The organism is Nocardia sp. NPDC051030, assembly GCF_040683015.1.
Taxonomy (GTDB): domain Bacteria; phylum Actinomycetota; class Actinomycetes; order Mycobacteriales; family Mycobacteriaceae; genus Nocardia.
This window is the reverse complement of sequence record NZ_JBFBCD010000005.1, coordinates 592,311-617,881: the sequence shown is the minus strand read 5'-3', so window position 1 is coordinate 617,881 and position 25,571 is coordinate 592,311. Positions and strand designations below refer to the sequence as shown.

General features: G+C 66.1%; 22 protein-coding genes. 8 read left to right on the top strand and 14 right to left on the bottom strand.

The annotated features are described in order from the left end of the window. Positions 1-343: 343 nt before the first annotated feature. The 5 genes from zomB to glf are packed head-to-tail and all read right to left on the bottom strand — an operon-like array spanning position 344 to position 7,076. A complete protein-coding gene (gene zomB, locus AB0N05_RS20475) occupies positions 344-2,299 on the bottom strand; it encodes a flagellar motor control protein ZomB (protein ID WP_364696550.1) in 1,956 nt (651 codons plus the stop codon). Between the two features lie 46 nt (positions 2,300-2,345). Next, positions 2,346-3,296, bottom strand: coding sequence for a decaprenyl-phosphate phosphoribosyltransferase (locus tag AB0N05_RS20470; protein WP_364696174.1), 951 nt, complete (start codon positions 3,294-3,296; stop codon positions 2,346-2,348). Positions 3,297-3,325: 29 nt separating this feature from the next. Next, positions 3,326-3,934 (bottom strand): phosphatase PAP2 family protein, encoded by a 609-nt coding sequence (locus AB0N05_RS20465; RefSeq protein ID WP_364696171.1) that lies wholly within the window; start codon positions 3,932-3,934, stop codon positions 3,326-3,328. Then, positions 3,931-5,883, bottom strand: coding sequence for a glycosyltransferase (locus AB0N05_RS20460; RefSeq protein WP_364696168.1), 1,953 nt, complete (start codon positions 5,881-5,883; stop codon positions 3,931-3,933). The genes AB0N05_RS20465 and AB0N05_RS20460 overlap by 4 nt, the downstream gene beginning before the upstream one ends. After that, entirely contained in the window at positions 5,880-7,076 is a 1,197-nt protein-coding gene (gene glf, locus AB0N05_RS20455; RefSeq protein WP_364696165.1) for a UDP-galactopyranose mutase, read from the bottom strand. The genes AB0N05_RS20460 and glf overlap by 4 nt, the downstream gene beginning before the upstream one ends. A gap of 366 nt (positions 7,077-7,442) precedes the next feature. On the opposite strand from glf, the gene AB0N05_RS20450 reads away from it, so the two are divergent. Next, positions 7,443-8,606, top strand: a complete 1,164-nt coding sequence (locus AB0N05_RS20450) for a hypothetical protein (protein ID WP_364696163.1) — start codon at positions 7,443-7,445, stop codon at positions 8,604-8,606. 7 nt (positions 8,607-8,613) lie between these two features. Here the strand turns inward: AB0N05_RS20450 and AB0N05_RS20445 are convergent, their stop codons facing one another. Continuing rightward, entirely contained in the window at positions 8,614-9,258 is a 645-nt protein-coding gene (locus AB0N05_RS20445; protein WP_364696160.1) for a hypothetical protein, read from the bottom strand. Between the two features lie 96 nt (positions 9,259-9,354). Further along, entirely contained in the window at positions 9,355-10,122 is a 768-nt protein-coding gene (locus AB0N05_RS20440) for a MerR family transcriptional regulator (protein WP_364696157.1), read from the bottom strand. A 118-nt stretch (positions 10,123-10,240) separates the two neighbouring features. On the opposite strand from AB0N05_RS20440, the gene AB0N05_RS20435 reads away from it, so the two are divergent. After that, positions 10,241-10,975 (top strand): S1 family peptidase, encoded by a 735-nt coding sequence (locus AB0N05_RS20435; protein ID WP_364696155.1) that lies wholly within the window; start codon positions 10,241-10,243, stop codon positions 10,973-10,975. A 129-nt stretch (positions 10,976-11,104) separates the two neighbouring features. Here the strand turns inward: AB0N05_RS20435 and AB0N05_RS20430 are convergent, their stop codons facing one another. From AB0N05_RS20430 to AB0N05_RS20420, 3 genes are all read right to left on the bottom strand, one after another. Continuing rightward, positions 11,105-12,256, bottom strand: coding sequence for a helix-turn-helix transcriptional regulator (locus AB0N05_RS20430; protein WP_364696153.1), 1,152 nt, complete (start codon positions 12,254-12,256; stop codon positions 11,105-11,107). Positions 12,257-12,532: 276 nt separating this feature from the next. Continuing rightward, on the bottom strand, positions 12,533-13,186 hold the full coding sequence (locus tag AB0N05_RS20425) for an NAD(P)H-binding protein (protein ID WP_364696151.1): 654 nt from the start codon (positions 13,184-13,186) through the stop codon (positions 12,533-12,535). 120 nt (positions 13,187-13,306) lie between these two features. After that, positions 13,307-14,233 (bottom strand): EamA family transporter, encoded by a 927-nt coding sequence (locus AB0N05_RS20420; protein ID WP_364696149.1) that lies wholly within the window; start codon positions 14,231-14,233, stop codon positions 13,307-13,309. A 101-nt stretch (positions 14,234-14,334) separates the two neighbouring features. Between AB0N05_RS20420 and AB0N05_RS20415 the strand changes: the two genes are divergently transcribed. Beyond that, positions 14,335-14,835 carry a MarR family transcriptional regulator gene (locus tag AB0N05_RS20415; RefSeq protein ID WP_364696147.1) on the top strand — a complete coding sequence of 167 codons (501 nt, stop codon included), beginning with the start codon at positions 14,335-14,337 and terminating at the stop codon, positions 14,833-14,835. A gap of 66 nt (positions 14,836-14,901) precedes the next feature. Here the strand turns inward: AB0N05_RS20415 and AB0N05_RS20410 are convergent, their stop codons facing one another. Both AB0N05_RS20410 and AB0N05_RS20405 read right to left on the bottom strand, forming a co-directional pair. Then, positions 14,902-15,357, bottom strand: coding sequence for a hypothetical protein (locus AB0N05_RS20410; RefSeq protein ID WP_364696145.1), 456 nt, complete (start codon positions 15,355-15,357; stop codon positions 14,902-14,904). A gap of 232 nt (positions 15,358-15,589) precedes the next feature. Next, positions 15,590-15,931 carry a helix-turn-helix domain-containing protein gene (locus tag AB0N05_RS20405; protein ID WP_364696143.1) on the bottom strand — a complete coding sequence of 114 codons (342 nt, stop codon included), beginning with the start codon at positions 15,929-15,931 and terminating at the stop codon, positions 15,590-15,592. A gap of 100 nt (positions 15,932-16,031) precedes the next feature. Here AB0N05_RS20405 and AB0N05_RS20400 point away from each other — a divergent pair, with 100 nt between their 5' ends. Further along, positions 16,032-16,862, top strand: coding sequence for an MBL fold metallo-hydrolase (locus AB0N05_RS20400; RefSeq protein ID WP_364696141.1), 831 nt, complete (start codon positions 16,032-16,034; stop codon positions 16,860-16,862). Here the strand turns inward: AB0N05_RS20400 and AB0N05_RS20395 are convergent. Then, positions 16,859-18,208: a SpoIID/LytB domain-containing protein gene (locus tag AB0N05_RS20395; RefSeq protein ID WP_364696139.1), complete on the bottom strand. Its 1,350-nt coding sequence runs from the start codon at positions 18,206-18,208 to the stop codon at positions 16,859-16,861. The genes AB0N05_RS20400 and AB0N05_RS20395 overlap by 4 nt on opposite strands. 172 nt (positions 18,209-18,380) lie before the next feature. On the opposite strand from AB0N05_RS20395, the gene AB0N05_RS20390 reads away from it, so the two are divergent. Continuing rightward, complete coding sequence (locus tag AB0N05_RS20390; RefSeq protein ID WP_364696137.1) at positions 18,381-20,696, top strand: N-acetylmuramoyl-L-alanine amidase; 2,316 nt, start codon at positions 18,381-18,383, stop codon at positions 20,694-20,696. Between the two features lie 82 nt (positions 20,697-20,778). Here the strand turns inward: AB0N05_RS20390 and AB0N05_RS20385 are convergent, their stop codons facing one another. Then, entirely contained in the window at positions 20,779-21,579 is an 801-nt protein-coding gene (locus AB0N05_RS20385; RefSeq protein ID WP_364696547.1) for an HAD family hydrolase, read from the bottom strand. 200 nt (positions 21,580-21,779) lie between these two features. Here AB0N05_RS20385 and AB0N05_RS20380 point away from each other — a divergent pair, with 200 nt between their 5' ends. From AB0N05_RS20380 to AB0N05_RS20370, 3 genes are read left to right on the top strand one after another with little or no spacing between them, the layout of a single operon-like run. Further along, positions 21,780-22,757, top strand: a complete 978-nt coding sequence (locus tag AB0N05_RS20380; protein WP_364696135.1) for an ABC transporter permease — start codon at positions 21,780-21,782, stop codon at positions 22,755-22,757. Beyond that, positions 22,754-23,680, top strand: coding sequence for an ABC transporter permease (locus tag AB0N05_RS20375; RefSeq protein ID WP_364696133.1), 927 nt, complete (start codon positions 22,754-22,756; stop codon positions 23,678-23,680). The genes AB0N05_RS20380 and AB0N05_RS20375 overlap by 4 nt, the downstream gene beginning before the upstream one ends. Beyond that, positions 23,677-25,551 carry an ABC transporter ATP-binding protein gene (locus tag AB0N05_RS20370; RefSeq protein ID WP_364696131.1) on the top strand — a complete coding sequence of 625 codons (1,875 nt, stop codon included), beginning with the start codon at positions 23,677-23,679 and terminating at the stop codon, positions 25,549-25,551. Before AB0N05_RS20375 ends, AB0N05_RS20370 begins: the two co-directional genes overlap by 4 nt. Positions 25,552-25,571 lie beyond the last annotated feature (20 nt).

The following is a 25,571-nucleotide window of genomic DNA, read 5'->3' as shown; positions in this document are numbered from 1 at the left end:
TACCAGCCCCGTTCGTATTGCGACAACCGTTGCGGCACATGAATTGTGGGCCGCCACGAGCGTCCTCATGGAGCCTATCGCGGAACCGGCCCCTCGGCGTTACCTAATCGAGACGGAACTCGAGAAACGTTGCCCCAAAACGTGATAAAAGGTTCAAACCAAACTCTCGGGACTCTCAGGGGCTTCGCCCCCGAACCCCCTCGGGACTGTGGGGGCTTCGCCCCCACGCCCCCCATCAGGCAGAAGACCGCTGACGCGGAGTCTCAGGGGCTTCGCCCCCGAACCCCCATCAAAAACGAGACCCCGCGCCTGTCCGGGCGCGGGGTCTCGTTTTCGTCTCAGTTCACTTGGGTGGGGCTGTGGGGTCTGGCAGGCCGCAGCGCTCGAGCTCGTACTTGGGTACGCGGTCGATGCGGTATTTGGCGAAGTCCAGGGACTGCTGGACGTTGTGGCGCCAGCGGTCGAAGGTGAGGGGGGCTCGGGTGGAGGCCAGGAGGGATTGGGTCTCCGGGCACTTCAGGGCCGCGCGGGCCTGGGTCAGCCAGCGCTCGTCCATGAACCAGGGCACCCACGGGTGCTGGTCCACCATGCCCGCGTCCACGACGACCCAGTCGGGGTAGAGGTTCTTGTCGTGGCCGATGCGGCCGTCGGAGAGGCGTTCGGTATGCGCGGCAAGCGGATACGCGAGGCCCATCTGATCGACGACGCGGACGTCCAAGGACACGTTCATGCTGGTCATACCGAGGTTCAGGAAGAACACGGTGTGGCCCGCGCCGCCGTCGGGGATGGGTTCCGGCGGGGGTGCGATGTACCAGTTCATGTAGGACGGCGAGTTGATCAGCAGGCCGCCGTCGGGAGTGTTGGTGATATCGCGGACCATGGCGCGCATGCGCGGGTAGTCCAGGTAATCCTCGGCGCGGATCGGGTGATCGTGACCGGTATTGAGGACGTAGTAGATCCGCTCGTCCACGATGCCGGTCGAGCTGATCTTGGTGCCCGCCTTGATCGCGGTCGTATTGGCAGCGAACAGGGCCCAGCCCGCCGTACCGACGAACGCCGCCAGCACGACCACGAAAGCCCAGTCCCGGCCGTGCATTCCGGACGATTCACCCCGGAGGAGCCCCGCGGGAATCCGCACCGGCAGCACCGCCACCGGCAGCAGCAGGCAGAACAGCTGCGGCAGCAGCATGCGGCCGTGCATGAAGTCGCCGCCCACGCGAATCTCGTAGACGGTCAGCAGCAGGCCGCTGCCGACCATCAGCGCCACCACGGCGGACGGCGAGTGCAGCCAGACGCTGAAACGGTGAATCCGGCTGCGCAGACTGGTATCCGGAGCCTCGTCGGCCTCGCCGTCGAAGTCCACGCCATGGCGACCGTCGAGATCGGCGGTGCGGCGCGACCACATGGCGATCCCCGCCGCGAGCGCGAGCACCAGCAGCGGCAGCCACAACCAGTACGGCCCGACCAGATCCCACAGGTAGACGAACCCCTGCTTCCACTTGGCCCCACCGGCGTCCTTGGCGACCGCCGTATTCGGATAGGGCAGACCGTAGTAGCCCATCCGCCACACCTGATAGACGATCGGCACCAGGCCCGCCACCGCCACGATGGCGATGCGGAACTGCCATGCCCGGAAGCGGGTTTCGGGCACCGGCGCGAGGAAGAGCATGAGCAGCGCGAGCGCGCCGACGAGGGTCATCTCGGGCCGGACCAGCGGTGCCATTCCGGCGAAGAAGACCAGCCCGAAAAAGCCTGGCAGGCGCACCTTCTCGGTCTGCGACCAGCGAATCAGCCACCACCACAGCACCGCGAGCCAGAAGATGACCAGGCTGGATTCCAGGCCCGAGGTGGCGTAGTCGCGGGCCGGGGGCACCGCGATATAGACCAGCACACCGGCCGGCACCAGGAATCCGGAAGCCGTTCCGCCCCACAGTCGTGCCGTGCCGAGCATGGCGAACACGACGGCCAGCACGGACAGCGTGAGCGCGATGCCGAGCACCACGTATTCGAGCCGCGCCTGGGTCAGCCAGCTGAAGAACCAGACCAGGTAGGTCCATACGGTGCTCGTATTGGCTTCGACGCGTTCGCCCGCATTGAACACGGGACCATTGCCCGCCATCAGGTTTCGCACCGTGCGCAGGACGATGAGGCCGTCGTCGGCGATCCAGCGCCGCTGCCAGCCGCCGGCCGCGAACAGGGTCGCGGTCAGCAATATCCCACCGACGAAGATGATGCGAGATAGTCGCGAGCTGCGGGCGACCGAGTCGTCCGCACTCCGTCGAGCGCGACCGACCGGCAACTGTGCCGTCGGCGCGCCCTCCTCGCGCTCTTCTCCCACTTCCACGTCAGGTGAGATAGACAGCGACACCTACCGCTCCGATCCAGGCTATTGCGAGGAACTGCAGGACACGATCCCCGAGTGCGATCTCCTCGGGTTCACCGGCTTCACCGCCATCGACGTCCACGGCGTAGCGGAGGATGGCGACGGTGAACGGGATCATCGAGATGGCGAACCAGACGTTTTCGTTGTGCTTGACCGTCGGATCGAAGGCCCACAGCCCGTAGCAGAGCACCAGCGAGGTCGCCGACAAAGTCCAGACGAAGCGCAGGTAGGTCGGGGTGTAGTACTCCAGCGACTTACGAATCTTGGCGCCGGTGTCGAGCGCGATCTTCAACTCGGCGTAGCGCTTTCCGGCCGCCATGAACAGCGAGCCGAAGGCCATCACGAGCAGGAACCACTGCGACAGCTTGATATCGGCGGCCGCGCCACCGGCCACCGCGCGCAGCAGGAACCCGGAGGACACGATGCAGATGTCCAGCACCGCTTGATGCTTCAGGCCGAAGCAGTAGGCCAGCTGAATGCCGATGTAGATGGCCATGACCACGGCCAGCTGCCAGTTGGCGAGGAACGAGCCCAGGATCGAGGCCGCCAGCAACACCACCGACAACCCGTAGGCCAGGTTGACCGGAACGACTCCGGCCGCGATCGGCCGGAAGCGCTTGGTCGGGTGCGCGCGGTCCGCCTCGACATCGAGCGCGTCATTGACCAGGTAGATGCCCGAAGCCGCCAGGCAGAACACCACGAACGCGATGGCGACATGCCCGACCACGTGCATATCGGTGATCACGATATCGCCGGCCGCGGTCTTGCCCGCGGCCATCGGTGCGGCCAGCACCAGGACGTTCTTCACCCATTGCCGCGGCCGCATGGCCTTGATGAGGCCGCTCGCGAGGGTCTTCGGCGGGCCCTTCACGACCCCCTCGGCTAGGTCGGTGCCGGTCGGCTCTTCGCTCATGTCTACAAGCGCTCTTTCTCCCTGGGCGGTCACTTGGCGAATCTCTTTTCGGCGGCGAGCACTGCGGCGGCGGATGCCGCGCCCAGCGCGGAGCCTGCGAGCACGTCGGAGGGGTAGTGCACACCGAGGACGACCCGGGAGAGCAGCATCGGAGGGACGAGCACCGCGGGCAAGGGTAACCCGGTGAGCCTGCCGAGCAACACAGCCGCCGCCGTGGTGGATGTCGCGTGCGAGGACGGGAAGCTCATCTTGCCCGGCGTCGACACGTTGACCTGCACCGATGGATCATTCGGGCGCGGACGGCGAACAATGCGCTTGATCACGACCGAAGCGGCGTGTGCGCCGAACGCGCCGACGGCCACCCCGGCCCACTGGCGGCGGCGCGGCTTGTCGGCGAGTGCGCCGACCGCCGCGATACCGACCCAGCCGAGCGAGTGGTCACCGAAATACGACATGCCCTTGGCGGCCTTGACCACGGCCGGGCTGCGGCCGATCGTGCCCTGCACCAGGTTGAGGATCTTGACCTCGGCAGACGAGGCGACCGGAGCCGCCGCCTGCGGGGCTTCGGGAACGCTGTGTCCCCCCCGAACTACATGCAAACCACGGTCCGGATCGGGCGTCGGCACGGATGCGGTCATTTGGGCTCGTTTCCTGAGTGCGCGTCGGAGTCGATTCCGAAGATGTCCTCCCACGCCGCCTTGCTCGTGAGATGCGAATGCGCGCGACGATACTGCTCGCGCACCTCCGGGAAGCGCTCGGCCAGCTCCTTGCGCAGGCGCATGGCCTCCTTGAAGAGCTCCATGGCCTTACGCGGATCCCGCTTGCGGTAGACGACGCCGCGCCCGTCCGCGGTGGTGACGGTGACGCCGTCCACCTGCGAGAGCAGGAACCAGCGCGCGTCCAGGGTGGGGACGTTCAGCTGCGGGGTCTCGTGATGCTTCGGATCCGCCTTGCGGAAGTTGTGCAGCACGCCCTTGCCGAGCCGGGCGACCTTGGCGAGCGGGTTACCCGGTTCGCCGACCGCGCCGACGCCCGCATGACTGGCGAAGGGCAGCTCGGTGGAGGAAGGCACCACGACCGCGTCCGGGAACTCCTTGCGCATGGCGTGGATCTTGCCGAGCGCGGTGGGGAGCAGGTCGAACAGCTTGTCCGGACCGGCCAGGTAGTCGCGGATGGCCTCGTTCTGGATGGCGACCGTCGAATACTCCAGGCAGAGCAGGTGTTTCAGCGTCGCCTTGATGGTGTTGACCACCATCGGGCGGCCGTCGTTCGGCAGATGCAGCGAGGCGACCACCAGGCGATTGCGCAGGTGGAAGTACGCCTGCCAGTCGATGGCGTCGTCCTTGTCGCTCCACGCCATATGCCATACGGCCGCACCCGGCAGGGTGACGGTCGGATAGCCGTGATCGCGTGCGCGCAAACCGTATTCGACGTCATCCCACTTGAGGAACAGCGGCAGCGGCTGCCCGATCTCCTCGGCCACACTGCGCGGGATGACGCAGGTCCACCAGCCGTTGAAGTCCACATCGATGCGGCGATGCAGCAGCTTGGAGTTGTCGCGGTCGCGCAGCGGGTACTTGGCGAAGTCGTGGTCGTACTCGACGGTCGGGGGCGCGGTCCACATGAAGATGGAGCGGTCCACGATCTCGCCCATGGTGTGCAGGTGCGAACGCTCCTGCAAATTGAGCATCTGGCCGCCGGTCAGGATGGGCGACTTGGCGAAGCGCGAGAAGGCCAGTGCCCGCAGGATGCAGTCCGGCTCGATCTCGATATCGTCGTCCATGTAGACGATGTACTCGGCGTCGGTGGTCTTGAGCGCCTCGTACATGACCCGGCTGTATCCGCCGGAACCGCCCAGATTGGGCTGGTTGTGGAAGGCCAGGCGGTCGCCCAGGGGCGCGGCGGCCTCGGCGAAACCGGGCTCGTCCACCACCTTGCGGGTGCCCTGGTCGGGGATGATGACGGCCTTGATCTTCTCCAGCACCAGCGGGTCGGAACCCAGGGCCGCAATGGTTTTCACGGCGTCGGTGGGGCGGTTGAAGGTCGGCATGCCGACCGCGATGGAGCCCTCGCCCGGCGCATCGATCGGCGCGTACCAGCCGCCGCTGTGCAGTTCGACCCGACTGTCGGTGGTGATGTCGAACCAGATCCAGCCGCCGTCCTCGAACGGGCCCAGATCCACCTCGAACTCGACGATGTCGGCGGCCGCGATGGAATCGCCGGGCGTGCTGAATTCACTGCCCTGCACGTGGATTCGCGAACCGTCGGCCTTGGAGCGGTAGACGTCGACGCGGCCGTGGCCGTTCAGCTCCAGCTGCAGCACGACCGACTTCAGCACGCTCCAGCGCCGCCAGTAGCTGGCGGGGACGGCGTTGAAGTAGGTGCAGAACGACACCTCGGACTCCGCGCCGATGGACAGCGAGGTGCGCGAGGTGGCGTGCGCGCGCCGGGCATTGGTGTCGGATTCCTCGAGGTACAGCGTGCGCACGTCGAGCGGCTCGCCCGGCCGCGGCAGGATGATGCGCTGCAGCAGCGACTTGGCGCGGGTCTCGGTGGTCATTTCTTCCAGCATCGCTTGTGCGGTCATTCGCTCTCGTCCACCAGGGGCTCGCCGGATTCCAGATGCGGGCGCAGCACATTGTCGAACATGCTGAGTGCCGCGCCGATCGCCATATGCATGTCCAGGTACTGATAGGTGCCCAGGCGGCCACCGAAGAGCACCTTCTCCGCGGCGGTTTCCTTCTTGGCGAGTTCGCGGTAGGCGAGCACCTTGGCGCGGTCGTCGGGGGTGTTGATCGGGTAGTACGGTTCGTCGCCGGTCTCGGCGAAGCGCGCGAACTCGCGCATGATGACCGTCTTGTCGGTCGGGTAGTCGCGCTCGGGATGGAAGTGGCGCGGCTCGATGATGCGGGTGTAAGGGACGTCCGCATCGTTGTAGTTCATCACCGAGGTGCCCTGGAAGTCACCGGTTTCCAGCACTTCGGTCTCGAAATCGATGGTGCGCCAGCCGAGCTCGCCCTCGCGGTAGTCGAAGTAGTGGTCCAGCGGACCGGTGTAGACGACGGGGGCGTCCGGGTTCTGAGCGCGAATCTCGTCGCGCACGTCGAACCAGTCGGTGTCGAGGCGGACCTCGATGTTGTCGTTCTCGGCCATCTTCGACAGCCAGGCGGTGTAGCCGTTCTTCGGCAGGCCCTCGTAGGCGTCGTTGAAGTACCGGTTGTCGAAGGTGTAGCGCACCGGCAGGCGGGTGATATTGCCGGCGGGCAGGTTCTTGGGGTCGGTCTGCCACTGCTTGGCGGTGTAGTCGCGCATGAACGCCTCGTAGAGCGGGCGGCCGATCAGGGAGATGGCCTTCTCTTCGAAATTGGCGGCGTCCTTGGAGTCGAACTCGGAGGCCTGCTCGGCGATCAGCTTGCGCGCTTCTTCCGGGGTGAAGTAGCGGCCGAAGAATTGGGAGATCAGCCCCAGGCCCATGGGGAATTGGTATGACTGGCCATTGTGCAGCGCGAAGACGCGGTGCTGGTACTTGGTGAACTCCGTGAACTGATTCACGTAATCCCACACCCGCTTGTTGGAGGTGTGGAAGAGGTGAGCACCGTACTTGTGGATTTCGATACCGGTTTCGGGGTCCGCCTCCGAGTACGCGTTGCCGCCCAGGTGATAGCGGCGTTCCACGACCAATACCCGCTTGCCCAGCAGGTTGGCGGTGCGTTCTGCGACGGTCAGCCCGAAGAAACCGGAGCCGACAACAATGAGATCGAAGGGGGATGCGACGGTCACGGGTGCCCAGCGTACCGGCAGAACCTGCGGGCGTGCGTCGGCTCCATCAGGTGGAGTTGACGGACGCTCTACGAGCGGGGTTGATGGGCTCCCGGAGGCCGGTTTCGCGGGTGGTGAGGGTACCGGCCGGTCGGCGGGCTGTCATCCCACTGAATGAGAGGTCTTGTCGAGGTATTAGCCCAATGTTCACGAAACCGCGGACAAGCAGGTAATGGGGGCTGTATTACATAGCAACCCGAACTGAGCATTCGACCAGTTCGGTTGCCGTGAGCAGTTTGCGGCCGGTGCCCACGATCGACCCGGAAGACCTGATACATGCGGTTCCCCCGTTTTGCCCCGCTCGCGGGCGCTTTGACCCTCGCTGCCGTGCTCAGCACCGTCGCACTCCTCCCCACCGCCGCCCCGGCCCGCGCCGATGGGGAAACCCTCGCCGCAGTGCCCGTCGCCGAGGCAGACGGCCTCTGCGGCAAAGGTGCGGCAACGTTCGACGACATTGTCACCAATGCCGCCACCGCCCTCCGGACCGTCGTGCCGGTCGGGCAGCAGTCCGCCTACGACCAGCAGGTGAACGACTTCCGGATGTCCATCGCGCAGGTCCGCGTGCATCGCGCCGGACTGCCGACGGGCCCGATCAACGATCGCACCCAGTTCCTCGACGATCCGATCGTCAGCAATCTGGTGAACACCCTCGACGCCATTCGCACCGGCCGCATCGACAAGACCGTCTCGGTCTCATCGCTCAGCGTCAATGACGTGATCGAGGTGTTCATCCTCGCCACCCGCATTGTGAAGATCCCGGCCCAGCTCGCCTCCAGCCTGGTGCCGACCGTCGGCTTCGTGCTCAAGCCGATCGTGGGCGCGCTCTTCAATGGCGTGAAGTCCCTGGCCCGCGCCGTGCAGAACCAGTTGTCGCTGGGCTGCAACACCTCCGGGGCCTATCAGAAGCTGCAACTGGACCTGCCCGACGAGCATGTGGCCCTGCCGCAGCCGCTGGTCGATCTGGCCAACCAGCTCACCCTCGCCGACGGCAGCTGCACTCCGCTCGCGGAACTGAAGACCGCCGATCTGGTCGAGCGCACCCGCAACTTCCTGACCAGCACCGCGGGCCTGCCCGTGGATCCGAACGCGGTGAACTCCGGAGCCGATGCGCTGCAAGGCTTCCTGCGCGACAACCGGGTCGCCGACATCATGATGCTGCGCCGCACCGAAGAGCTCGGCCCGATCGTGGACGCACTGGACTACGGCCCGATGACCTTCCTGGCCAACCTCGGCTTCGACATCTTCGAGGGCCGCGGCCTGAACACGGTGCCGCTGTCGGATGTGAAGGTGGAGAACGTCTTCGCGCTCATCACCTTCACCCTCGATACCGCCAGCCTGCTCATGACGCTCGGCACCACGATCGCGGGCTTCACCGGAGTCGCCTCCACCGTCACCACCCCGCTGTCCATGGCGCAGACCCTGGCCTTCGCGCCCACCACCTACGGTGCGCCGATCCTGCGCGGCGTCATGCAATCCATGTGCGCCGCATAGGTTTCCGTCAGTACGGGTACGGCGTGTATCCACCGGCGGGCGGGTAAGGGGATCGCGACTGCGGCTTTCCGGCCGCGATCCACTTGCCCGTGGCGGGGACGGCGGCGAGCACCAGCACGGCGAGGCCGAGCAGTCCGCCGAACGCGCCGGAGCCCGGGCTCGAGCTGTTCGCGACGCTGATCACATTGCCGATCAGGCCGAGCGAGGACAGCACGACCAGCATCCAGCGGCCCGCTGCCTTACGGGCGAACAGCAGCATGGCTCCGGCGAACCAGAGCACGCCCATCACGATGACCACGACGCCCAGCCCGAGCATGAGCGACGACAGGCCATCGGACGCACTCGAGCTGTGACTGCCGTAGCTGTCGTGCTTCGACTTCGTGGTAGCGCCGACGCCGATCATGACGACGCCGGCCAACCCGGCCAGCAGACCGAGGAGGGTGGCTAGCACCGCCGCGGTGATGGCGGTGCCGCCGCTCGGAGCGGGCGGCGGGTAGGCGGGCGGATATCCCGGCGCGGGGTATCCGGGTTGCGAATAGCCTTGCTGCGGAAAGCCCTGCTGTGGTGGATAACCCGACTGCTGCGGGTAGGCGGGCTGCTGCTGATACTGCGGACCGGGGTTCCCGGGCTGCTGGCCGTACGGGTAGTTCATGGGACCTCCCCCTCTCGTTTCGGCGCGAACTCTACCGGGCCGAAACGAGAGCGGGCGTCCCCAATTCAGGGTGTCACGCGGTGAACCGGGCACCCTTTATTCGGATGACAGGTTCGCGGCGGCGAAGACCTTCATCGCGTCGCGGACGTAGACGGCGGTGCCTTCACCGTGCTTGTCGTAGTTGATCGCGAATCGTGGGTCGGCGACGTACATTTCACCGAGGCCATTGAAATATTCCGCGTTGCCACGCTTGCCCTGCCAGCCGATGGTGACCCAGTCGTAGTGCCGGCGCACGATGGCCTGCACTTCGTCGCTGTCGACCGGGAGACCGGCGGTGTGGGCGCGGCCGTAGTCGGCGGCGATATCCAGGTGGGTCTGGAAATGCTGCTTCTTCTCGGCTTCGGACATGGACTTCCACCATTGCTGGCCGCTGTCCCAGGCATCCTTGCCCCAGCGGTCGATGACCTCGTCCTTGTACTGGGTGTTGTCGAATCCGTCGAATACTTCCTGTGCCATGAGTGGCTCACCTGCTTCCGTTTTGCGCAATGTGGTGTGCACCGAGGCGATTTGGCGGGCCAGCCGGTCCTGCTCCTGTTTCAGCAATTCCAGATGGGTGCGTAGTGCGGCGGCCGTATCGGTCTGTCCCGCGAGCACTTCGGCGATGGCCGGTAGGCCGAGGCCGAGTTCGCGCAGCAGCAGAATCCGCTGCAACCGCACCAGGGATTCCTGGTCGTAATAGCGGTAGCCGTTGGTTCCGATCCGGCTCGGCGGCAGCAGATCGAGTTCACCGTAATGCCGTAATGTGCGGCTGGTGGTCCCGGCGGCCTTGGCCAGATCCTGGATGGACCATTCGCTTGCTCCCACGTTCCGTCCTTTCCTCCTTTGTTCACCTCGATGAATTCCAGGATGCAAGTTGACGTAGCGTCAAGGTCAAGCGTAAGAGTATGCACGGAAGATCTTTTTTCTGGGGATGAGGGAATCAATGTTCGCAACGGGCCGCGCCCGAGTTCTGCGCTGGGCGGCCGTGGTCACGGCTGTCCTGGGCTCCACCGTGCTGTTCACCGGGGGGACCGCCGACGCGATCGCCCCGGTGGTACTGGGTGGAGGCTCCGGCATCTACATCGAGCAAATCGATGGCTCGGACTCCAGCGCCGAATGCACACTCACCGCGATCGGCTATGACCGCGAGAACCGCCTCGTCGGCCTGACCGCCGGGCACTGCGGACAGGTCGGCTCGCGGATCGCCGCCGAGTACACCCGCAGCGGTGGCATCGGCAAGATCGCCGAGAAGTCCGAGGGAAATGACTGGGCCATCATCGAATTCGATGCGTCCCGGGTGAACCCGACCCGTCAGGTGGCGCAGTCGGTCATCAATGGCGTCGGGTCCGCACCGAAGATCGGCGATGTTCCGTGCAAGAACGGCCGCACCACGGGCTACACCTGCGGTCCGGTCTGGGAGGTCAAGCCCGCCTACTTCCGCAGCCAGGTCTGCGCGGACCACGGCGACTCGGGCGCACCGGTCATCCTGGGTGACCGGCTGATCGGCATGATCGTCGCCGGCACCGATATCGAACTCGGCCCGGTCTCCATCGACCTGCCGTCCTGCAAGGGTGCGGGCGATCTGATCCACGAGCCGGATCTGTCCACCAATATCGGCATGGTCCTGGCCGATATCGACCGCAACAATGGCGTCGGCGCGGGATTCCGCCTCGTCTGAGCCTTGCTCACCAGTGAGCCGCCGCCCGAAAACCCTTAGCTCAGGCAAGGTTTCGGGCGGCGGCTTTCTCATGCGCCGTCCCTCCGGGTGTGATAAACGGACACCGTGCCGTATTCCGCCGAACTGCCGCTACGCCCGGTAGGTGTCGCGGAAGGCTTCGCGGACCGTTGCGGCGTCCGCCGCGTCTTGGTCTTCGATACGGGAGACCACCTCGGACACACGCCAGTAGTTCGATGGCACAAGTCGCCGGGACTCCACCGCTGCCAGCGCCACGTGCGCCGCTTCGTCCGGCTTGTCGGCCGCGACCAGGGCAAGCCCCAGATCCAGATTGGCCGAGGCGATCCGGCGCGGGCGGGCGGACGCGGTATCCGAGAGATCGACGAGAACGTGCCGGGCGTAGGACTCCGCCGCCGGATCACCGAGCCATGCCAATGTCGTGGCCACGTAGGCATTCGATTTAGCCGGGTCGTATCGGAAATGGTGCTCGGGACGGTCGGGGATACTCAGACCGGACACCAGCCTGGCGACGCGGCGTAGCGCTTTGTACGTCCCTTGGCCGTCCCCGAGCCGTGCCAGTGCACGGCCCTCCTGAGCGGTGGCTTGGATATATGCCGAACCGTCCTCAGGAGCGAGAGCCTGTGCCGCACAGGCCAACTCGGCCGCCACCGTGAACTCGCCACCCGTCAGTTTCTGCCATGCCCGTGTCTCCAGGCACCACGCCGCGATCTCCCGGTGTCCCGCCTCGTCCGCAAGCTTCCACGCCAGGTGTCCGCGCGCCGCAGCAGCGGAGTTTTCGCCCAGGTCGACATGACACGTGCTCGCCAGCAACGACAGCCAGCCGACTATGACCAGCAACCGGCGATGCTGGGTCAGTGTCTTGCGGCTGTCCATCAAGCGTCCGGCGTACCCGAGATGCTGCCGAATGCGCAGCAGAAGTTCGCCGGGCGGTGTGGTCGGATACGCAGAAGCCAGGTCGTCCACGGCCAGCTCCAGGCGCTCGAGGGTGTCCCCGCCGATGTCTGATGCCGACGCCCGTTGAATCCACTCCGCCGCCGCCCGTTCACCATCGGCCGGTTCCACGAATAGCATCGAGCCGACCCCCAGCGCATCGACGTAGGCGCACACATGCTCCGGCCTGACCTGGCGCTGCCCGGTCTCGAGAAGTCCGAGCAGAGCCTTGCTGTAATGCGTCCGCGCGGACAGCGCCGACAGGCTGAGCCCCGCCGCCTCCCGCGCGGCGCGCAGCCGCTCACCTGTGACGCCATCCCCGCTGGGATCCATGCGTCCACGGTAGCCGTGCATTGTCCCCCGTTGTAGACGGTTGTGGACGGCTAGACGGTTACGCCGCGAAATACCCGCGCATAGCGTTGTTTCCAGCTCTACAGCACCTTTCCTGCCTTGCCGTTGTGGCCGTCATCGTGCTTGGTGACCAGCTCCTGATCTGAGTCCACTTGGGCTGCACGTCTATTCACCCTCTTCCGTCTCTCACCTGGAGTCGACGATGACCAATCCATACATCGCTTCCGCTGACTACCCGATACCCGAATGATGAAAGCCCTAGTAGCCGACGGTGAAGCGGGTGCGGTGGTGTTTGGGGTGTTCGGCCTCGTCCAGGAGGGCTACGGCGAGGTCGGCCATGGTGATGGCGGAGTTGCCGTGCTCGTCGATGAGGAGTTCGTCGGTGCCGAGGCGGAAGGTGCCGGTGCGGTCTCCGGGTTCGAGGAGGGCGGGCGGGCTGAGGTAGGCCCAGTCGACCGGGCCGCCGTCGGGTTGCTGTGCGGCGGTGCGGAAGACGTCGAGTTGGTGGTTGCAGGCGGCGGCGATGGGGATCCAGTCGGCGGGGAAGTCGGGTTGTTCGATCACGGTTTTGCCGGTGCCGGGCACGGTGAGGCTGCCTGCGCCGCCGACCACGAGCAGGCGGGTTCCCTTGTTCGCCAGGCCTTTCAATAGTGCTTCGGCGGCGGCGACGAGGTCATCTTCGCGGCCGAGGTCGGGGCGGGTGGTGCTGATCACCACGTCGCTGCCCTCGCTCAGGCTGGTGACCTGGTGGGGATCGGAGACGTCGCCGGTGCGGACTTCCACGGCGGCGGGCAGTCCGCGCAGGCGGTCGGCGTGGCGGGAGACCGCCACCACCTGGTGGCCCCGGCTCAGCGCTTCCTCGACGACCCGGCTGCCGACTCCGCCTGATGCTCCGAACACGGTGATACGCATGACTTCTCACTCCTGATGCTGGTTGGTGTCCCGGCGGCGGAGCGCCGGAGGGTGACTTGCTGTGGATAAACGACTGCCGCAGCGATTCCCGCGCGAGGTGGGGTGCTGCGGCAGGTGGGATCAAGCGGCGGTGCGGACGGGTTCGGGGGTGGGCTGGGCGGCGGGGCGCGGGGCCGTGGCCAGCTGGCCGAGCAGGGTGCCGCCGAGCGCGATTCCCATGCCGAGCACCTGGAGCGGGGCCAGCGACTGGCCGAGCGCTGCCCAGCCGATGATGGCGGCCGACACCGGGCTCAACAGTCCGAGGAAGGCGACCGAGGTGGCATTGGCGACGGCCAGGCCGCGGAACCAGAGGGCGTAGGCCAGGGCGGTGCCGATCACGCCGAGGTACAGGTAGCCGCCGATGGCGGAGGCGTCCAGTGCGGGCGGCATGCCCTCGACCAGCAGGGCCAGCGGGAGCAGTAGCAGGCCACCGGCGGTGAGCTGCCAGCCCGTCATGGCAAGCGGCGTAACACCTTCCGGGCGTCCCCAGCGCTTGGTCATGATGGTGCCGGAGGCCATCGAGGTGGCTCCGAGGAGTCCCGCGATCACGCCGAGGGTGTCGAGTGCGGCGGAGGCCCGCAGCACCACCAGTGCGACACCGAACAATCCGATCACTCCCGCGAGCACCTTCCGGGTGGTGAGCTTGTCGTTCAGAGCGATCGAAGCCAGTCCGAGCGAGATCAGCGGGGCGGCGGCGCCGAGTACGGCGGCGACACCGCCAGGCAGCCGGTAGGCGGCCAGGAACAGCAGCGGGAAGAACGCGCCGATATTCAGCACGCCGAGCACACCCGCCTTCCAAATCCACTGTGCTTGAGGCAGTTTCCGCGTGACGGCCAGCAGCAGCAGCCCGGCGGGCAGCGCCCGCATGAGGGCGGTGAACAACGGCCGGTCCGGCGGCAGGAACTCGGTGGTGATGGCGTAGGTCGAGCCCCACACGAGCGGTGCGAGTCCGGTAATGGCCAGGACGCCCGCGTAAGAGGCGGTACCGGCGCGGCGGGTGTTCATCATTAGCTCCTCATTGATAATCTCAACGTTGAGATAACACCATCTACGATGCCTTAGTGTCAAGTATCTTGATGTTGAGATTGTTTCCCTCGAGAGGAACCACCATGCCGGACGCCGTAGACCTGATCACCGCCGCCTGGCGTCAGCAACGCCCTGACGTCGACGTCTCCCCCATGGAGATCATGGCCCGCCTGACCCGCCTCTCCCGCATCCTCGACCACGAGTTCCGCACCTTCTTCGCCGCGCACAAACTCGAGTTCTGGGAGTTCGACGTCCTGGCCACCCTCCGCCGCTCCAATGACGAAAACGGCCTGACCGCAGGCGCATTGAACAAGGCGGCCATGGTCACCTCCGGCGCGATCACCAACCGCCTGGACCGCCTGGCCGCCAAGGACCTCGTAAAACGCATCCCCGACCCCACGGACCGCCGCGCGGTCCGAGTCCACCTGACTCCCAAGGGCCGCGCCCTCGTGGACGAACTCCTCCCCCTGCACGTGGCCAACGAGCAGCGGTTGCTGAAGGACCTCGACGCCTCCGACCGCGATCAACTCGCGGGTCTGCTCCGCGCGCTGTCCGAATCCTTCGGCGACACCACCATCAGCTGACCGCCCGAACGCGAAAGAGGCGACACCCCGCGTCCGGGATGCCGCCTCTTCGAAATCGTCAGAACGTCAGGGCAGAACCTGCGGGACGACGTCCGGGCGCAGCACGCCGACGAGAGCGCCGATCACGGTGCCCCACAGCGCGCCATTGAGGGCCCCGCCGAGCGCGCCCGGAATGCTGAGGATGCCCAGCCCGGCGATAGCGCCCATGACCGCACCGGCGGCAGCGCCGATACCGGCACCGGCGGCAATGCCGTTGTGCACCGGATCGTGGTCCTGTGCATCAGGATTGGTGGCAATGTCCTGCAACTCGACCGCAGCCGCGACCGGTGCGACCTCGACCACGGGCGCGACCTCGACGACAGCCGGAGCGGTCTCGATCGGCGCCGCGGCGGTCTGCACGATGGCGGCCGGTGCGGCCACCGGAGCGCCCTGGGCCTGCGCGCCACCGGCGAACGTGATGGCGACGGCGACCGGCAATGCCGCCGCGATCACCTTGGCGGTTACGTTCCGAAACTTGACCATGATTCCCGAATCCTCCCCGACCCCGATCCCCCGAAGACCGAATGCCGTTGACATAAAACAAAAGCTGACTGAGACGATGACGTCGATTCAGTCGGTATCGCGCGCGTTCGACACCGGCTGTGAATTCCTATCACGCAAACTGGACAAGGGCCCAATAGGAGCGATGCGAATCACAGAGTGGCAATTCGGCAATAACACACCTGACGGTCCACTCTGAGCAATTCCGAAATGCCTACGGCTGGATGCCCTTCGGATGGTCGATTGCCCACGCGCAGATGGCGGCCAAAGGTTCCTCCAGGGATTTTCCGAGGACAGTCAGGGCGTATTCAATGTGCTGCGGAGCGGATTCTTTGTAGACGTGACGAGTCACCAACCCGTCGGCTTCCATGTGGCGGAGCGTTTCGGTGAGAACCTTCTGGGTGATGCCGGGAAGCCGTCGGCGCAGCTGGGCGTGCCGGTGCGGCCCGTCGAGAAGGGCATAGACCAACAGGATCCGCCACTTCGCGGACAGCCTCTCCAAGGCCTGGCGGGTAGCGCAGCTTTCCTCGAGAACGTCGGGGATGGTCAGGGTCATCTCGGCTCCGGAGGTGAAGGGCACTTCAAAGTGCCTTCTTTCGGCGGCAGGCGCAGCCTTCTAACGTCCCCTCTACCGTAATGGAGAGGGAAAAACCGCAATGACCAACGAGTTCCACATCCACACCTACACGGCCGCCGAGGCCGGAATCTTCGTCAACAGCTACCTGATCGAGACGGCGCAGGGCGTCATCCTGATCGACGCCAACCTCCTCGTCTCCGACGCGAAGGCACTCGCCGCCCGAGCGGCGGCTCTACACAAGCCACTACTGGCCGCATTCGTGACCCATCCGCATCCGGACCACTTCAATGGCCTGCCCTACGTAATGCCCGAGGACGCACCGGTCTACGCGACCGCCTCGGTAGCGAAGGTGATCGCCGAAAGCGCCATCGCCAAGCGCGAACAGTGGGGCCCCACCTACGGCGCAGAATGGCCCGACCGCTACCGAGTCCCCGACCACCTGATCGAGAGCGGCTCCCCCATCGAAATCGACGGCGTCCGCTTCACCCCCCACGAGGTCGGCCCCGCCGAAAGCCACTCCGACACCTGGATTCTCGTCGAGTCCGAAACCCAACGCGTCGCCTTCATAGGCGACCTGGCCTTCGGCGGCGTCCACTCCTACATGACCGACGGCCATTCCACCGACTGGCTGGCCGCCCTCGACCACCTCACCGAAGAACTGTCCGGACTCACGTTGTACCCGGGCCACGGATCGTCCGGATCCGTCGAAATGCTGGCGGCCCAACGCAAATACCTGCTGATGTACCGAGAGGCCGTCGACCGCCTCCGCGGCGACAATGCCACCCTGACCGACGACCAGAAAGCCGAATTGTCAGTGCGCATGGCGGAATTCGCACCGACAGCCGCATTGAATTGGCTGATTCCCCTCGGCGCGGATCCCGTTGCCACGGAACTGGCCGCACCCCGCTAGGGGCGGTCCGGATAAAGCGGATTCGACGCGATCGTCAACTGCGGGGTTCGGATCGGAAACGGAATCGAGGGTGGTGTGGGGGTGGAGGCGGTGCTGGGCGCGGCCGTGTTCGGCGGGAGGACCGGTTTGATGGCGACCTCAGGAGTCGCGGGCTGCGTGGACCAGAGTTGGTCGGACAGCACTCGGAAGGTGTTGGGCGGCAGCGGGGCTGGAGCGCCTACCCGGGTTCGGGGGTTCGGGGACGAGTATTCGGTGTCTGTTGCGGTGGTGGGGGTCGAGAGTTCGGGGGCGGACGGATCGACCGGCGTCGAGTCGGGGTAGGCCGGGTCCGTCGGAGCCGTCTCGGTGGGCGCGGCCGGATCGGTCAGGAACGGGAGACCGGGGGTGGATGGTGCTGCTGCCGCGGGGAATTGGTCGATCGAGGGGCCTACTTCGAGAGTCTCGACCGGGGTGGGGGTGCCGCCGTCCGGGGCCGCGGAGTACTCGGAGCGCAGGATGTGGTTCTGGCGCAATAGGACTCGGCCGGAGGTGGCTTGGACGGCGGCGCTGGTGCGGGCGTCCTCCTTGTCCGTGCCGGGGTACATCTGGCAGTCGGTGGTGTCGCAGGTTTGGGCGTAGGAGTAGCGCTGTTCGGCGAGGGCGTAGGAGCGGGCCGCGATGGCTTGGGCGCGTAGGGCTTCCGCGCCGCCCTGGTCGGCCCAGTTGGGGACCATTTCGGCGGGGACCACGCCTTGTAGGTAGTCGTCCACGTCGACGTCGTTGATGGTGCGGTAGGAACCGTTGTCGAGGGCTACGCCCAGGACGCCGCGGTAGGCGTTGCCGCCGCAGATCTCGAGTTGCTCATTGGCGGGGCGGTTGGTGCCGTCGGCGGCGGGGTAGGCGTAGGGGTCGTCGGTCGTGCCCTCCCACAGGGTTTCGCCGGTGCAGCCCTGGGTGATGGTGATGTCCGCGCCGGTGGCGGTGGGGGTGAGGTGCGCGGCCTGGCCGGGGATGACGCGGCGGCCCGCGACGAAGAAGGCCGAGTCGGAGGCCACGACGAGCGGCTTGTCGTCGCTGGAGGTGATGCGGACCCGGACCGTGGTCGGGCCGATCGCGCCCAGATCCGCACCCGGATAGTAGTGGGCCAGGATGGTATCCGCGGTCCAGCCCTGCTGGGAGTGGTCGAAGGCGCCGGTCTGGCTGAGGCCGCGGCCGTGGCCCGGACCCGCGGCGGTGGTGGGGAGATAGTCGCCGTCGGGCCAGGCCCAGAGCAGGACGGCGGTGCCTCCGGTAAGGGTGGCGGCGGCGAGGGACAGGGTGATCAGTCGTTGTCGTTTCCGACGCTGGTGTAGATACCCGTTCGGCATGTCATACCCATTCTTTCGAGAGCCGAAGCTACATTCGAGTTATCGAAGGCTAATCCTCAACCAAAGATTCAGGGATTGTGACAGTTGGGACTAGTGTGATCCGAGACGCGCCGGTAAGCAACCTTGCCGTTCCGGCGAAGTTCAACGGATTTACCTGGAATGGGAGCTGTACATGCCATACCGCAGAAGCAAGACCTCGTACCTTCTCCCGGTAGCGACCATCTTGGCCATCACCGCGCCCATGGGGATCCTGGCGTTGAGTGACTCCCCGGAAATCCGGTCCACCGACGAGAGCAATCTGGCAGCTATACCGGCCAATCTGGCCGAGGTGGCACTGTCCACCGCACCCGACATCACGCTGCCGCTACGCGAACTGACCGGGCTGAACCTGCCCGATCTCCACCTGTCCGATCTGCGCATGCTGTCGCTACCCAAGTCGATCAAGGTGCCGCCGGGACTACCGCTCCCCGCCGGGATCCGACTACCCAGCGAAATACCCCTTCCGCGACTAGGTCAGAACGACAAGACCGGTGCGCCCAGCAAGTCCCCCGGACCCTTCCCCTCCAGTCCCCGATTGATCGCCGAACCGGGACCGGACACCCAGCACGAACCCGCCGAATCCGGCGATCCCGGTAGCGCTCCCGCACCGGAAATGCCCGCCGAGCCGCCGATCGTGGCCGCCGATGCCCCCGCCGCCGCGGGTGACAATCCTTCGGCCCCAACAGATCCCGGTGTCGCTCCCGCCGCGGCCCCCGCTCCCGAAGGCCCCGCCGCGGTGTCTCCCGCCGCACCGATCGTCCAGGGCGATCCGAAGACGCCCGCCCTCGCTCCCGGCGCGGTCCCGCGCGATCTGGTCGACAAGGTCGGGGCGCAGGTCAAGGAACTCTCCCGCGACACTCCGTTCAGCATGGTCGCCCTGACCGCGAAGCAAATGGCCGGAACCGCCGCCATGATCCGCGCGCAACGACCCGACGGAACCTGGGGACCCTGGCAGCCGACCGAAGAGGTCGACACCCGCGCCAAGGGCGCCCAACGCACCGGCACCGAACCGCTCTATGTCGGCCAGACCAAGCGGGTGCAGGTGCTGGTGACGCAGGCGGCCAAACCGGTGCCCGCGGTTCAGCCCGTGCCTGCGGCCCAGCCCGTGCCGGAGGACTCGATCACGCCGGGACCGCTCGCGCATGATTCCACCGATCCCGCCCAGATCAATCTGGAGAAACTGGCCGCGGTGCTGATCGATCCGGGCCGCGGCGCGATCGACGAGAACCTCTCCCAGGTGGCGGCCGCGCTGCCCGGCGGCGGACCCAAGGTGATCACCCGCGCGCAGTGGGGCGCGGACGAATCGATGCGCTGCGAGGAACCCACCTACGACGACGGTGTCTCCGCGATCACCGTGCACCACACCGCCGGTCGCAATGACTACTCCAAGGCCGAGTCCCCGGGCATCGTGCGCGCCATCTACGCGTATCACGCGAAAACGCTGGGCTGGTGCGATATCGGCTACAACGCGCTGGTCGACAAGTTCGGGCAGATCTTCGAGGGCCGCTACGGCGGGCTCGACCGCGCGGTCGAGGGCGCGCACGCGGGCGGATTCAATATCAATACCGCCGGTGTGGCCTTCATGGGCAATCACACGGAGGAGGCGCCGACCGAGGTGGCCTTGCAGTCGATGGGCAAGTTCATCGGCTGGCGCGCCAAGGTCGCCGGGCTCGACCCGGAGGGCAATACCACCATGACCTCCGAGGGCAGCGACTACACCAAGTACGCGCTCGGCCAGGCCGTGAAACTGCCGAATGTGTTCGCGCACCGCGATGTCGGCAACACCACCTGCCCCGGCGACGCCGCCTACGACCTCATGGACCGCATTCGCGAGATCGCCGAACAAGCGGCCGGGGGCACCAATGCCGTCGCCCCCAGCACCACGCCGCCGACGAAGCCGCAGCAGCGCAATGCCGGTAACCCGCAGCAGCAGGGGCCGACCACCAACGACTCCACCGACACCGACATCGCCACCCTGGCCGCCCTCACCCAGCGCCTGCTCGGCCTCATCGACCGCAGCCCCGTCGCGAAGTACTGGAGCGAACAAGGCGGCCCGAACAGCACACTCGGACAACCGAAGTCGGTCCCCATGGTCACGGCGGACGGTGGCCAATCCGCCCAGTTCGTCAACGGCTACGTCTACTCGACCCCGAATGGCCAGATCTTCGCCGTGGTCGGCAAAATCCTGGAGCGCTTCCTCCAATTGGGCTCGGGCACAGGCGTTCTCGGCCTCCCCCTGAGCAATGAATACCCGGTCGAAGACGGCGTCCGCACCGACTTCCAGAACGGCTCACTGATCTTCAGCAAGCTGACCGGAATCGTCACCACCGTCCTGAAGAACTACAGCGCGGGCGCACCCCCGGTCGCCCCCATCCCCGACGTCCCCAGCGAACCAGTCCAAGCGTCCCCCATCCCCTCGGAAATCCCCGAATCCCCCGAGGGCCCTTAACAAACCGGTGAGGGAACTCTGGTGGTGGAAATCAGCTCGATTTCCCGCCACCAGAGCTCCCTCACCTTTTCCAGCTAGGGGTTTATGTCCACCAGCGTTCGAGGACTTGGGCTACGCCGTCCTCGTGGTTGGCCGCGGCTACCTCGTCGGCGGCCGCTTTGGCTTCGGGGTGGGCGTTGGCCATGGCTACGCCGTGGCCTGCCATGCGGAGCATGGGGACGTCATTGGGCATGTCGCCGAAGGCGATCAGGGTGGCGTGCTGGACGCCCAGGCGCTGGGCCACCGAGGCCAGTCCGGTGGCCTTGGTGACTCCGGGGGCCGATAGTTCGATGAGGCCGTTGTCCGTGGAGTAGGTGAGGTCGGCGCGGCCCGCGAGGGCGGGTTCCAGGACGGCTCGCATATCGGCGCTGGAGGCCCCGGATAGGCGGATGAGCATTTTGATGGCGGGGGCGGAGATGACCTCGGCGCGGGAGACCTCGGTGTCGTCCGGATTCAGCCAGGCGTGCTCATATTCCGGGGAGCTCACGAACTGCGGGGTAGCGGCGTCGTGGGCGCTCGAACCGACACGCTCGGCGGCCAGGCCGCAGCCTGGGAGCAGGCGCTCGGCGATATCGGCGGCCCAGGCCAAGGTGTCCACATCGAGGGTGTAGGTGGCGAGAATGCGGTCATTGGCGCTGTCGTAGATGACCGCGCCATTGGCGCATACGCACAGCGGCGCGTAACCGAGTCCCTCCACGACCGGATCGATCCAGCGCGGCGGCCTGCCGGTGGCGAGCACGAACGGCACACCGTCCGCGATGAGGTTGTCCACCGCGGCTTTGGTGCGCGCGCTCACCTGCTCACGGTGGTCGATGAGCGTGCCATCCACATCGGTGGCGACCATCTTGGGTTTGGGCAGGTGAAAGAGTGTCACCTAGTCCATCCTGCCTCGAGCGCCGGGCGCGAGTGTCCACTCAGGGCGGTTCGTGGCCGTCTCGATTCCGGGGAGACACCCCGGATTGCCCGCCATTGGCTACGCGTACCACGCGATCGACCTCTCCTGTCCCTATGATCTGGGGCTAAGACTCGACCCGAGAGGGACTGATGGCCGGTTTTCTGCTGCGACGTGCGCTCAACTACGTCGTGCTGCTTGTGCTGGCGTCGTTCATGGTGTTCACGGTGGCCTCACTGACGTTCACCCCGCTCGACTATCTAGAACAGCGCAATCCGCGACCACCGCAATCGGTGATCGACCAGAAACGCGCCGAACTGCATCTGGATGATCCGATCCCGCAGCGCTATCTGGCGTGGGCGGGCGGCGTCGTCACGGGTGATTTCGGGAAAACGCTGCCGGGGCAGCCGATCACCGAGGAGCTGCCGCGCCGGATCGGCGTCAGCCTGCGCCTGCTGCTGATCGGGTCGCTGGTCGGCACCGTGCTGGGCGTATTGATCGGTGCGGCCAATGCGATACGGCAATACAAGTTCAGCGACTATTTCAGTACCGTCCTATCGCTACTGCTGCTGTCCACCCCGGTATTCCTGCTCGCGACCATTCTGAAATTCGGTGCGCTGCATATCAATCAGGCCACCGGCACGCAGATCTTCCTCTATACCGGTGAAACCTCGGCCACCCAGATCAGCGGGCTGTGGAATCAGATCGTGGACCGGGCGCAGCATCTCGTGATCCCGACTCTGGGCCTGGCGCTGGGCACCATGGCCGCGTACAGCCGATATCAGCGCAATGCCATGCTGGATGTGCTGAGCCAGGATTTCATTCGCACCGCGCGCGCCAAGGGATTGACCCGCAGCCGTGCCCTCTACAAGCACGGACTGCGCACCGCGCTCATTCCGATGGCCACACTGTTCGCCTACAGCCTGGGCGGTCTTATCACCGGCGCGACCTTCACCGAGAAGATCTTCGGCTGGCACGGCATCGGTGAATGGATCGTCAATGGAATCGGCGCGCAGGACATCAATATCGTGCTGGCGTCCACCGTGTTCGCCGGTGTGGTGATCCTGGTATCGGGCCTGCTGTCCGATATCGCGTACGCCCTTCTCGACCCCAGGGTGCGTGTGTCGTGACCGAAGTAGAAATGATCGTCCAGGGCGCGCCGCGGGCAACCGGGCGCCGCAAGCTCGTGGTGCGGCGCTTCCTGCGCAATAAGGTCGCCGTGGTCGCGCTGGTGGTGTTGATCCTGGTGTGGCTGGCCGCATTCGTGCTGCCGCACTTCATCACCTACTCCTACACGGATCTGGATCCGGTGCGCTCGCACTGGCTGAAACCGCCGAGCAGCAAGCACTGGTTCGGCACCACCCTCTCGGGTGAGGATGTGCTGGCGCAGACCCTGCACGGTTTGCAGAAGTCGCTGATGATCGGGTTCGGCGCGGCCTTCATCTCCGCGATCATCGCCACCATTGCCGGGACGACCGCCGGACTGCTGGGCGGCTGGACCGACCGGGCCATCATGTGGCTGGTGGATCTGCTGCTGGTGATCCCCAGCTTCATCATGATCGCGTTGTTCGCACCGAAGACCAAGGGCAATAATTCGCTGATCCTGATCACCCTGCTGATCGCCTTCTTCGGCTGGATGATCAGCGCCCGCATCATTCGCGGGTTGTCCATGAGCCTGAAGGAACGCGAATTCGTGCGCGCCGCACGCTATATGGGCGCATCCACCTGGACGGTGATCACCACCCACATCGTCCCGAATATCGCGTCCATCCTGATCATCGACACCACGCTCGCCATCGGCGGCGCGGTCATGGCCGAAACCGGTTTGAGCTTCCTCGGATTCGGTGTGCAGCAGCCCGACGTGTCGCTGGGCTCGCTGATCGGGCGGTACAGCGCGTCGGCGCTGACCTATCCGTGGACCTTCATGTTCTCCGGCGCGTTCCTGATCACCATCGTGCTGTGCGCGAACCTGATCGGTGACGGGCTGCGGGACGCGTTCGATCCCAGCGCCAAGCGGGCGCGATCCAAGAAGGCTCGAAAGGTCGAGGCATGAGCGACGATTCGGCGGAGCGCGTGCGCGCCACCACCACGCCGCTGCTGGAGGTGTCCGAGCTGCGCGTGTCCTTTCCCACCGAGGAAGGGCGGGTCGAGGCCGTACGCGGGGTGAACTTCACGGTCAATGATGGTGAAGTGCTCGCCATCGTGGGCGAATCCGGGTCGGGCAAGTCGGTGTCCTCCATGGCGGTCATGGGGCTGCTGCCGGAGCAGGCGCGAATCAACGGCTCGGTCCGATTGCGCGGCAAGGAATTGCTGGGCCTCGGCGACAAGCAGATGTCCACGCTGCGCGGCAGCAAGATCTCGATGGTGTTCCAGGACCCGCTGTCGGCGCTGACCCCGGTGTACCGGATCGGCGATCAGATCGCGGAAGCGCTGCTCGCGCACAAGAAGCTGAGCAAGGCCGAGGCCGCCGCCAAGGCGATCGAACTGCTGGATCTGGTGGGCATCCCGGAACCGGCGGTGCGCGCCAAGGCGTTCCCGCACGAGTTCTCGGGCGGCATGCGCCAGCGCGTGGTCATCGCCATGGCGATCGCCAATGATCCGGAGCTCATCATCTGCGACGAGCCGACCACCGCACTCGATGTGACGGTGCAGGCGCAGATCCTGAATCTGCTGCGCAAGGCCCGTGATATCACCGGCGCGGGCGTCATCATGATCACCCACGACATGGGGATCGCGGCCACCCTCGCGGATCGAGTGGCGGTCATGTACGCCGGGCGGATCGTTGAAACCGCTCCGGCGGAAGAGATTTTCCGAGCGCCTCGGATGCCGTACACCGTCGGACTGCTGGGCTCGATTCCGCGCATCGACGGCCCCGCCCGCTCCCCGCTCATCCCCATTGTCGGGGCCCCGCCCGCCATGCACGCGCTGCCTCCCGGCTGCTCGTTCGCGCCGCGCTGCCCGATCGCGATCGAGGATTGCAAGGCGGCCGAACCGCCCTTGCAGGACACCGGTCCCGGGCATCGCGCCGCCTGCATCCGGACCGCCGAGGTCGGGACGGACGCGCTGTTCACGGCCTATCGCAAGGAGATCGAATCGCCCGCGGTCGGCCTCACCAAGGTCGACGAATCGCAGGTGGTGCTGAGCGTTCAGGACCTGCGCAAGACCTTCGCCATCACCCAGGGCGTGGTGTTCCGTCGCCGCACCGGTGAGGTGAAAGCGGTGGACGGCATCAGCTTCGAGGTGCGCTCGGGTCGCACCCTGGCGCTGGTCGGTGAATCCGGATCCGGCAAATCGACCACGCTCACCCAGATCCTGGACCTGGTGAAACCCGAGTCCGGCCGCATCGAGATCCTCGGCCACGATGTCACCACGCTGACCAAACTCCAGCGCCGCGAGATTCGGCGCAAGATGCAGATCGTCTTCCAGGACCCGTCGTCCTCCCTCGATCCGCGCCTGCCCATCTCCGACGTGCTGGCCGAACCACTGCGCATCGACGGCCGTTCCCGCGCCGAGATCGACAAGCGGGTACCGCAATTGCTGGAGCAGGTGGGACTGCGGCCCGAACATGCCGACCGGTACCCGGCGGACTTCTCCGGTGGGCAGAAGCAGCGCATCAATATCGCGCGCGCCCTGGCCCTGGACCCGGAACTGCTGGTGCTGGACGAACCGGTGTCCTCACTGGACGTCTCGATCCAAGCCGGTGTGCTGAATCTCTTGCGGGACCTGCAAACCGAACGTGGGCTGTCGTATCTGTTCGTATCCCACGACCTGTCCGTGGTGCGTAATCTGGCGCACGACATCGCGGTCATGTACCGCGGACAGATCATCGAATACGGTCCAGCGGAACGCATTTTCGCCAGTCCCGAACACGAGTACACCCGCGCGCTCATCGACGCGGTGCCAGTTCCGGTGACTACACGGTAGGAGTGGCGAAATGCGGATCC

What these genes read in the sequence shown, in the direction of transcription:
- AB0N05_RS20405 (WP_364696143.1), bottom strand. Translation starts at nt 15,931, where the DNA reads ATGACCCTGACCATCCCCGACGTTCTCGAGGAAAGCTGCGCTACCCGC.
- AB0N05_RS20410 (WP_364696145.1), bottom strand. Translation starts at nt 15,357, where the DNA reads ATGGTCAAGTTTCGGAACGTAACCGCCAAGGTGATCGCGGCGGCATTG.
- AB0N05_RS20430 (WP_364696153.1), bottom strand. Translation starts at nt 12,256, where the DNA reads ATGGATCCCAGCGGGGATGGCGTCACAGGTGAGCGGCTGCGCGCCGCG.
- AB0N05_RS20390 (WP_364696137.1), top strand. Translation starts at nt 18,381, where the DNA reads ATGCCATACCGCAGAAGCAAGACCTCGTACCTTCTCCCGGTAGCGACC.
- AB0N05_RS20435 (WP_364696155.1), top strand. Translation starts at nt 10,241, where the DNA reads ATGTTCGCAACGGGCCGCGCCCGAGTTCTGCGCTGGGCGGCCGTGGTC.
- AB0N05_RS20385 (WP_364696547.1), bottom strand. Translation starts at nt 21,579, where the DNA reads ATGGTCGCCACCGATGTGGATGGCACGCTCATCGACCACCGTGAGCAG.
- AB0N05_RS20420 (WP_364696149.1), bottom strand. Translation starts at nt 14,233, where the DNA reads ATGATGAACACCCGCCGCGCCGGTACCGCCTCTTACGCGGGCGTCCTG.
- AB0N05_RS20415 (WP_364696147.1), top strand. Translation starts at nt 14,335, where the DNA reads ATGCCGGACGCCGTAGACCTGATCACCGCCGCCTGGCGTCAGCAACGC.
- AB0N05_RS20395 (WP_364696139.1), bottom strand. Translation starts at nt 18,208, where the DNA reads ATGCCGAACGGGTATCTACACCAGCGTCGGAAACGACAACGACTGATC.
- AB0N05_RS20445 (WP_364696160.1), bottom strand. Translation starts at nt 9,258, where the DNA reads ATGAACTACCCGTACGGCCAGCAGCCCGGGAACCCCGGTCCGCAGTAT.
- AB0N05_RS20400 (WP_364696141.1), top strand. Translation starts at nt 16,032, where the DNA reads ATGACCAACGAGTTCCACATCCACACCTACACGGCCGCCGAGGCCGGA.
- AB0N05_RS20370 (WP_364696131.1), top strand. Translation starts at nt 23,677, where the DNA reads ATGAGCGACGATTCGGCGGAGCGCGTGCGCGCCACCACCACGCCGCTG.
- AB0N05_RS20460 (WP_364696168.1), bottom strand. Translation starts at nt 5,883, where the DNA reads ATGACCGCACAAGCGATGCTGGAAGAAATGACCACCGAGACCCGCGCC.
- AB0N05_RS20465 (WP_364696171.1), bottom strand. Translation starts at nt 3,934, where the DNA reads ATGACCGCATCCGTGCCGACGCCCGATCCGGACCGTGGTTTGCATGTA.
- AB0N05_RS20470 (WP_364696174.1), bottom strand. Translation starts at nt 3,296, where the DNA reads ATGAGCGAAGAGCCGACCGGCACCGACCTAGCCGAGGGGGTCGTGAAG.
- AB0N05_RS20425 (WP_364696151.1), bottom strand. Translation starts at nt 13,186, where the DNA reads ATGCGTATCACCGTGTTCGGAGCATCAGGCGGAGTCGGCAGCCGGGTC.
- AB0N05_RS20380 (WP_364696135.1), top strand. Translation starts at nt 21,780, where the DNA reads ATGGCCGGTTTTCTGCTGCGACGTGCGCTCAACTACGTCGTGCTGCTT.